This is a genomic window from Streptomyces sp. NPDC060002 (assembly GCF_042737245.1).
Classification (GTDB): domain Bacteria; phylum Actinomycetota; class Actinomycetes; order Streptomycetales; family Streptomycetaceae; genus Streptomyces.
Window position 1 is genome coordinate 246506 of record NZ_JBHWUW010000001.1, and the last position, 8024, is coordinate 254529.

5 protein-coding genes are annotated in these 8024 nt (G+C 73.9%); 1 reads left to right on the plus strand and 4 read right to left on the minus strand.

Features of this window, described 5'->3' with window-relative positions:
• Positions 1-94: 94 nt before the first annotated feature.
• From ACFWBD_RS01100 to ACFWBD_RS01115, 4 genes are all read right to left on the minus strand, one after another.
• Positions 95-3031, minus strand: a complete 2937-nt coding sequence (locus ACFWBD_RS01100) for a hypothetical protein (RefSeq protein WP_385660828.1) — start codon at positions 3029-3031, stop codon at positions 95-97.
• Positions 3032-3033: 2 nt separating this feature from the next.
• Complete coding sequence (locus ACFWBD_RS01105; RefSeq protein ID WP_385660831.1) at positions 3034-4881, minus strand: HSP90 family protein; 1848 nt, start codon at positions 4879-4881, stop codon at positions 3034-3036.
• Between the two features lie 64 nt (positions 4882-4945).
• A complete protein-coding gene (locus ACFWBD_RS01110; RefSeq protein ID WP_385660834.1) occupies positions 4946-5935 on the minus strand; it encodes a hypothetical protein in 990 nt (329 codons plus the stop codon).
• Between the two features lie 193 nt (positions 5936-6128).
• Complete coding sequence (locus ACFWBD_RS01115; protein WP_385660837.1) at positions 6129-6965, minus strand: helix-turn-helix domain-containing protein; 837 nt, start codon at positions 6963-6965, stop codon at positions 6129-6131.
• Between the two features lie 112 nt (positions 6966-7077).
• Between ACFWBD_RS01115 and ACFWBD_RS01120 the strand changes: the two genes are divergently transcribed.
• Positions 7078-7674, plus strand: coding sequence for an NADPH-dependent FMN reductase (locus ACFWBD_RS01120; protein ID WP_385660838.1), 597 nt, complete (start codon positions 7078-7080; stop codon positions 7672-7674).
• Positions 7675-8024 lie beyond the last annotated feature (350 nt).

Here is an 8024-nt window from a genome sequence, read left to right on the forward strand (position 1 = left end):
GGGCCAGGGCGCCGCCATCTCGTGGCGGCTTCGGTCCGGTGCGGCGGCGGCCTCACCGATTGCCGACGAGCAGCCCGGTGGGCGTGCCACCGCGTCACTCCTCGTCGCGCAGCCGGGCCGCCAGGGAGACCAGCGGTTCGGTCTCCTCGGTGTGGCCCGCGGCGGTCAGGTGGGAGACCGCCGCGTCGAGGCGGCTGAGGGCGGGTGCGGGGCGTTTCAGGTAGATGCCCTCCACGGCACCCGCGAGGCGGACGCACTCGGCCCACTCGCCGGCGCGGTCGTCGTCCCGCCCCGGCTCGCCGAGCAGCGCCAGGGCCTTCTCCAGGGCGGCCAGGGCTGCCTCGTACTCGCCTGCGTAGGCGTTGACCCGTCCGTGTTCGTAGGCGAGAGCGGTGTCCAGGGAGCGGCCGCGGGCCTCGTGTTCGGCGGCGCGGGCCTCCTCGGCGATCCGGCCGGCTTCGGCGAGGAAGGCGAGGGCGTCGGCCAGGCCGTCGGCACCCTGCTGCTGAGCCCGGAGCCGGGCGAGTTCGCGCAGGCAGTTGCTGAGCTGCTCGTAGCTCGGGGCCTGGGCGTGGGCCAGGAGTGCCTGGTCCAGGGCCTCGCGGGCCCGGCCGAACTCGCCGGACTCGCCGAGGAGGACGGCCGTCTCCGCAGCGATCATGACGTGGCTTCCCGGGTCGTCGTCCCAGCCGGCCGACTCGGCGGCGAGCGCGACGTACTCCGCCGTGGCGGCCTTGAGGTCCTCTCCCGCGTGCAGCGCGCGGGCGCGGGTCAGACGCAGCTGGGCGACGAGCCGGTCGCCCGCCTCTCCGTCGCCGACGTCCGGTTCCGCCAGCAGGGAGTCGAGCAGCGCGATGCAGTCCTCGACACGGCCCAGGTCGAGGCTGAGCCGGGCCACGTTGCTGTACGCGCGGAACGCGTCCGTCCGGCTGCCGCCGCGAAGCTCCAGCTCCGCGGAGCGCGTCAGGTGCCGCAGGGCCTCGTCGGAGCGGCCCAGGTGCAAGCAGGCCTCGGCCAGATCGTTGTGGAGGCGGCCGGCGTCGACCGTGCCGGCCGGCCAGTCGGCGGCCGCCCGCAGGGCTTCGGTCAGGTCCGTGTACGCGGTCTGCGCGTCCTGGAGGAGGAGTTGGAGCCGGCCGCGCAGTCCGAGCGTGCGGGGCAGGTGCCACGCGGGGCCGTGCGCCTTCAGCCGGTCGAGGAGGGCGTCGGTCTCGGTGACCGCGGCGGGCAGGTCGCCGGAGATGGCGTGCGTGCTGACCCGCAGCAGCAGGGCGCCGGAGATCTGCCCGCCGAGGTCGTGCCGGGTGGCGAACGCGTGCAGCAGCTCCACCTCGGCGAGGACCGGCGCGACGTGCGCGTCGCTCCCCGAGGTCTGCAGGCGCAGGCCGAGCGCGGTCGCCCGCAGCCGCAGCAGGCGGGCCTCCTGGAACGGTGCGAGGCCGGGCGTCTCCTCGTGCAGGCGGACCAAGGACGCGTGGGCGGCGGTCAGGGCGGCGGCCTTCGCCTCGGCTCCGTCGGCGCCCTGCGCGGCGCTCTCGGCGGTGGGGAGCAGGGCGCAGGCGCGGGCGAGCGCCGCGTGTCCCGGCAGCCCGGCGTCGTCGTACAGGGCCGCGGCCTCCTCGTGGAGGGCGGCGGCCTCGGCGAACTCGTCCTTGTCGCCCGCCCGGCTCGCCTCGTCGGCCAGCAGATCCGCGCGCAGGCGTACGAGCGGGCCCACGGCCGGGTCGTCGGGGTGGGTGTAGTCACGGGCGGCGACGAGGGTGCGCAGCCGCGCCCAGCGGGCCTGTGCGTCCGGGTGCGCCTGCTCGTCCAAGTCCCTTGCCCGGCGGATGAGTTCGGGCAGCGATTCGGGGACGGCGGCGGCCGGACGGGCGGCGGGCGCGGCGACCGGGGGCGCGGCCACGTCGTCGAGGCTGCGGGTGCGCAGGGTCAGTTCCAGTGCGTCCAGGAGCGGGGCACGGTCGAGGCGGGCCCTGCGGCGGTCGGTGTGCGCCGTGGTCCCGTTGCGGTCGTCGAAGCGGGCGGCGAGGCCGTCCGCGCGGGCGCGCACTTCGGCGCGCAGACCGGCCACCGTCCAGGTGCGGCCCGCGTAACCGGTGGCGGGCAGCTCGCCGCGGCCGAGGAGCTCGACGCGCTGGAGGAGGACCTCCACGCCGGTGAGGAAACCGAGCTGGTCCAGCGGCGAGTCGACCTCGTCGAACAGGCTCCGGTTCTCGGCGAGCAGTTCCAGGCCGCGTGCCTCGTTTCCGGTGAGCGCGCAGAACTCCAGGTGCCGGCCTACCTCCTGGGACATCGAGGGGTTGCGGCGGCAGCCGCGGTAGCCGGCGAGGTGCAGTTCGCGGGCCCGGTCGGTGCGGCCGGTGCGCAGCAGGGGCAGCAGCGCGTGCGAGACGGAGCGGGCCGGCTCCTCCTGGCAGGACTCCTTCCCGTCCAGGACGGGCTCCCAGGTGCGCAGCGCCCGTTCGTCGTCGCCCGCCGCGAGGTGGTACAGGGCGCGCTCGCAGATCTCGCAGGCCTCGCAGTCGCTGAGCCGGGTGCGGGTGCGGCCCGCCCACAGCTCGTAGGCGAGGGTGGTGTTCTCGCCGACGTGGGCGGCCAGGAAGTACGCCTGTCCGTAGTAGGGCTGGAGGTCCAGGCCGGCCTTCTCGTACCGGTCGCGCATCTCCGTCAGCCACTGGCGCAGGCTCGCCAGCGGTATCTCGGGCAGCGCGCGCAGGGCGTGGGCCACCCACTTGAACCGCCAGAACAGCAGATGGCGCAGGCGCTCGTCGAAGATGTCGGGCTGCTCGTCGAAGAGGGTCAGCAGACGGGCGAAGACGACGGGCGACTTCCGGGGTTCGGAGCCGTAGGTGTACGCCTCCTGGAGTTCGAGGAGCGCGTGGACGAGGGGGGCGGGCTCCGCGAACTGCTCGGCCGCGTCGACGAGTTCCTCGGCGGTGACGGTGCGGGTCCGCCCGTAGGGGCGCTGGTCGTTCTCCTGGAGCGCCTGGAACAGCTCGTCGGTGTTCTGGGGTGCGGGTGCGGTCGGCATCGTCAGCTGTCCTTGCGGAGGGCGTGGGCGAGCAGGTCGAGGAAGGAGCGGTTGATGAGGCTCGATTCGGCGGGCCTCAGCGGGCGCCGGGACAGCATCGCGGCCTGCCCGTAGAGGGCTTCGGCGCTGGTGCGGGCCAGCTCGGGCTCGTCGATGGTGACGGCGGTGCGCACCAGCGGGTTGAGCTGGTTGAGGATCAGCTGGGCCCGCGGCGCCTCCTGGCGCAGGGCGCCCAGGATGTCGCCCCACACGCCGCCCTCCTGCTCACGGGCGAGCTGGGAGCGGGTGCGCTCGTGCCGGGCCTCGCGGCTGTCGACGAGGAGGGCGGGGGCGGAGGCGGGCTGGAAGGTGCGCAGTGCGACGTCGCAGTCGAAGACGGCGAGGGCGTCGCGGGCCAGGGCGAGGTAGGAGGCGGCGGCGAGTTCCGTCTCCCGGTCGACGGGGTCGAGGTGGGCGGTGAGGGTCGCCGGGTCGAGGTCGGCGACGACGGCCTCGGGCCTGATCTCGGGCAGCCGGTGGACCAGTTCGCGGTCGTAGGTGTAGCCGCCGTTGACGACGCCGAGCCCGGCGGCCGAGGCGATCGCCGCGACCTGCCGGAACTCCTCCACGCTCGACGTCACGAGCACGGTGCGGTGGGTGCGCGCGAACTCGTCGAGGGTGGCGTGCCCGTCGGTGGTCTCGAACGGCAGCCAGGGCAGCAGCATCCGCAGGATCTCGTCGTCGTGCACCGCGAGCGACTTCACGGCCAGGTGGTGGGCCTGGAGGAAGCGGGCGAGCAGGTCCGGATCGCTGGCGGCGGCCCGGGCTATCCACGTGCGCAGCCGATCGGCGAGGGCGTCGCGGACGGCGGCGAGCGTGTCGTCCTCGTACAGGGACTCACGGGACGCCGTCGGGCGCAGGCTCTCGGCGTCGACGACGCAGCGGACGAAGAAGGCCCACTCGGGCAGGATCTCCTCGGCCTGCTCGGACAGCAGCATCCCCTTGACGTGCACGCGGTGACCGTGGCGGCGTCCGGCCGGCACCGTCTCGGGCAGCACGCACGCGATGCCCTTGAGGCCGACGGCCGGCAGGTCCAGCTCGATGGTGTCCAGCGGCGTGAACCCGAAGACGTCCGTGCCGTACGCGGCCAGCGCACGGGAACGGGCTCCCGGCGTGGGGTACGTACGCGCCCAGGGTGCGGTCTCGGGGTTGACGGACGCGCCCGGGCCGCCCGTGCCGTCGTCGAAGGTCAGCGGGTGGCGCAGCAGGGAGCCGAAGTGCCGGGCCAGCGCGTGCACCTGTGCCGGGCGGGTCCACTCGGCCGCGTCGGCGCGCGGCGTCAGCGTGACGGTGGTGCCGGGCCGGGGGCGGGCGGAGGCGGGCAGGGTGCGGACGGTGTAACTGCCGTCGCCGCGTCCGCGCCACTCCACGGCGGGGGCGTCGGGGGTGCGGGCGGAACGGCTCAGGACGTGGATCTCGTCCGCGACCAGGAAGCAGGAGAGCAGGCCGATTCCGAACTGGCCGATGAAGTCGCCGCGTTGCTCGGCGATGCCCTCGGCGCGCTTGCTGCTGCGGCCGATCGTGGCGAGGAAGGTGTGCACGTCGGCCTCGGTGAGGCCGACGCCGTCGTCCTCGACGCGGACCACGGAGCCGTCGGCGTACAGGCGGATGCCGAAGGCGCCCGCGGGTACGGCCGGTTCGAGGCCGTGCCGGGCGGTCAGCGCGTCCACCGCGTTCTGCATCAGTTCACGCAGGTAGACGCGAGGGCTGGAGTAGAGGTGGTGGGAGAGGAGTTCGACGAGGCCGCGCAGATCCACCTGGAAGGTGCGGTCGGCGCCGGCCGGGTCAACGGCGGTGTCGGGCAGAGTCATCGGGCAGTCCGGGGTGGAAGGGGCGACGGGTGGCGGGCAGGCGGCGCCGGGGGCCGGCGGGTGCTCAGGCAGCACGGCGGTGGTAGCGCGCGAACTGCTTCTCGGGCTCTTCGAAGTACTTCCACGGCCAGGCGGTGAAGGCGCCGTCCAGCGTGCGGAAGACGCGCCGGACCGTGTGGCGTTCACCGGACAACGACAGTGCCATGGCGAACATGTTGAAGTCCTGCTGCCAGCCCGGACGCCAGGCGTAGGCGGGGTGCAGGATGCTGTGGTCGGCCGCTTCCCGCAACTGTGCCTGGATCTCGGAGGTCGCGAGGTAGTCCCCGCGATCCGACTCCACCCACTCCTCGATGTACGCGATGGCGATCACACAGCCGAGGCGGTGCCCGTGCGGGGCGCGGGAGGCCGCGTCCTGGGCGAACGCCAGGGCCTGTCCCGGCCTGCCGCTCCAACGGGGCTGCAACTGCGACACCCACTCGACGTGGGTGTCCAGGTCGAGCGGGTCGCGGCGCAGCGCGGCGTCGCGCCGGGTCTCGTTGACGGCGGGGCCCAACGACATGCCACGGCCCGAGGTGAGGAGCCGGCGCCACGGCGCGACCCAGTCCGGCCGTAGTTCGGCGGCTTCGAGCAGCTGCTCCTCGGCGATGCGGAGCCGCTCGTGGAAGACCCGCCACTGTTCCTGCGAGACGTTCACGGCACGGTCGGCGGTGCGGGCCTCCCAGCCCCAGACGATGTGGCGGGCCCCCGATATCAGCAGGGCCGTCGCCCGGTGTTCCTTGTCCTCCTCTACGGCCCGCCCGATCCAGTCCTGCACACCGTCCACGTCGGCCAGTTCACCGAGCACCTGGTGGTCGCTGCCCAGATCGAAGGGGGCCAGGGCCGCCTTGACCGCCTCCCAGTCGCCGGCCTCGGCGGCCCGCACCAGCGCGAGCACCCGCGCGTCCCCGAGCGCGCGCAGCGTGTACATCCCGTTCTTCTGTCTGCGCGGGACGGGAAGGGCGTGCGGATCCGCCACCGGTCTCTCCGCACCCCTGCCGAACAGCTTGCCGAACATGCCGCGCCCTCCCCTGGTCCCGCGTGATCGTCCGGGGCAGCATAAGCGGCCCCACCGACACCACTTCCACAGGGTTTTCACCGGTGCCGCACGGCCCCGGTCCCGCCCCGGACCCTCCCGGCCCCGGCCGGCGCCCGGCCGGACTCCGGCCGGGTCGGACCCCGGCGTGCCGAGGGGCTGTGTTCGGCGTCGGTCAGGAGATGGCGCGGAGTCGGCCGTGGGGGCGTTCGCGGAGTTGCTCGACGGCCTGGGCCGTCTTGTCGTCCGCGGGAAGGAAGACGATGAGCTGTTGTGCGTCCGCGGCGAGTTCGAGCGTCTCGCGGCGCAGCCGGAGTGCGCCCGCGGAGGGGTGGTCGAGCCGGAGCATGCCACGTCGGGGAACCACGTGGCGGTTCCGGCGGCGGGTGAAGTCGGGTCCGGCGAGGGCCGCGAGCTGCGCGGTGAGCCAGGCTGAGTTCTCGGCGGACGGTGCGAGCCACAGGTCGAACGCCTGCTCGTCGGCGATGTCGTCCCAGTCGGCGAAGAACGTGCGGGCGCGGGCGTCGGTGAAGACGTAGCGGGTGAGGTTCGGGGCGTCGCCGTCGAGCAGTCCGGCCGCGCCGGTCACCGACGCGAACGCGCCGGTGTGGGCGAGGACGTCGCCCAGCCGGTTGGTGACCATGGCGATGCCCGGTTCGAGGAGGCGGAGGGTCTCCCGCACCGACGGTCGCACCTGTCGGCGCGGTGGTGAGGGCTGGGGGTGAGCGGAGCATTCGCCGCCGGTGATCTTCGCGAGGTAGCGCAGGTGGTCGCGTTCCGAGGGGTCGAGGCTGAGAGCGTCGGCGAGCGCGTGGATCACCGCCACCGAGGGGCGGCGGTCACGGCCCTGCTCGATGCGGGTCAGGTATTCGACGCTGATGCCGGCCCGCGCGGCGAGGTCCAGGCGCCGCAGCCCGGGTGACCGGCGGCGGCCGTGATCGGGCAGCCCGAGCGACTGCGGCTGGATGCTGTCGCGCTTGGCCCGGACGAAATCCCCCAACGGCGTGCCCATACGAGGAGCATAGGACGCGGTCCGCCGAGAGCGCAGTGCTCAGCGTGGCCCTGCGGGGGCCAGCCTGAGCACGGTCTGGCTGCGGCCACGGCGCGGCCCGATCGTGGTGCGCATGGACAACGACAAGCACAGTCTGGCGATCATCGTCGGGAGCGTCCGGGAGGGACGGTTCGGCCCGGTCGTGGCCGCGTGGATCGCCGAACAGGCGCGCCTGCACGCCGGTTTCTACGTGGACGTCGTCGATCTGGCCGAGATCGACATCCCGCTCACGCTCCCCGCGGCCTCGCCGAAGTACGCCGGCGACGACTACCCCCGTCCGGCCGGAATGGCGACGCTGACATCGGCGCTGGAGAGCGCCGACGCGTTCATCGTGGTCACGCCGGAGTACAACCACAGCTACCCCGCCTCGCTGAAGGCGGCCATCGACTGGCACTTCACCCAGTGGACGGCCAAGCCCGTCGCCTTCGTCAGCTACGGGGGCGCGGCGGGCGGCCGGCACGCGGTGCTGCACCTGGAGAACGTGTTGACCGAACTGCACGCGGTGACCATCCGCGACGGTCTGGCCTTTCCGAACTACTACACGGCGTGGCAGGACGGCCGTCCGCTCGACCCACAGGTCCCCGGGTACGCCAAGACCCTCTTCGATCAACTGGCCTGGTGGGCGGGCGCGCTGCGTACGGCACGCGAGGCCACGCCCTACCCCGCATGACGACGCCGGGACAGCGTGCGTCCGGCCGTCGGTGACCTCCCCCCGGCCCCCTCGGGTTGACGAGTCAACCGGAGGTTGACCCTGCCGTCGGCTCCGGGTCTACGTCGAGGCGCCGCACGACGCCCGAAGTCGACGCAGCCGCCGGCTCCCTGCCGGACGCCGACGACACCCTCGCTCTCCTAGCCTCGATACCGCGGGACGACATGTCGGCGCATCAGCCCGCCGTCCCGGCCGGGGGGGGGGCCGCGGGGAATGGGGGGACGGGGCCGGGGGGGGGCCGGGGGTTAGGGGGGGGGAGGGCCCCGCGGCGACCGGCGCGCCGGGGGCACACAATCAAGAACGGGGGGGGA

Excerpts from the sequence above, each read along its gene's own strand:
- ACFWBD_RS01100 (WP_385660828.1), bottom strand. The coding sequence starts at position 3,031 with ATGCCGACCGCACCCGCACCCCAGAACACCGACGAGCTGTTCCAGGCG.
- ACFWBD_RS01105 (WP_385660831.1), bottom strand. The coding sequence starts at position 4,881 with ATGACTCTGCCCGACACCGCCGTTGACCCGGCCGGCGCCGACCGCACC.
- ACFWBD_RS01110 (WP_385660834.1), bottom strand. The coding sequence starts at position 5,935 with ATGTTCGGCAAGCTGTTCGGCAGGGGTGCGGAGAGACCGGTGGCGGAT.
- ACFWBD_RS01115 (WP_385660837.1), bottom strand. The coding sequence starts at position 6,965 with ATGGGCACGCCGTTGGGGGATTTCGTCCGGGCCAAGCGCGACAGCATC.
- ACFWBD_RS01120 (WP_385660838.1), top strand. The coding sequence starts at position 7,078 with ATGGACAACGACAAGCACAGTCTGGCGATCATCGTCGGGAGCGTCCGG.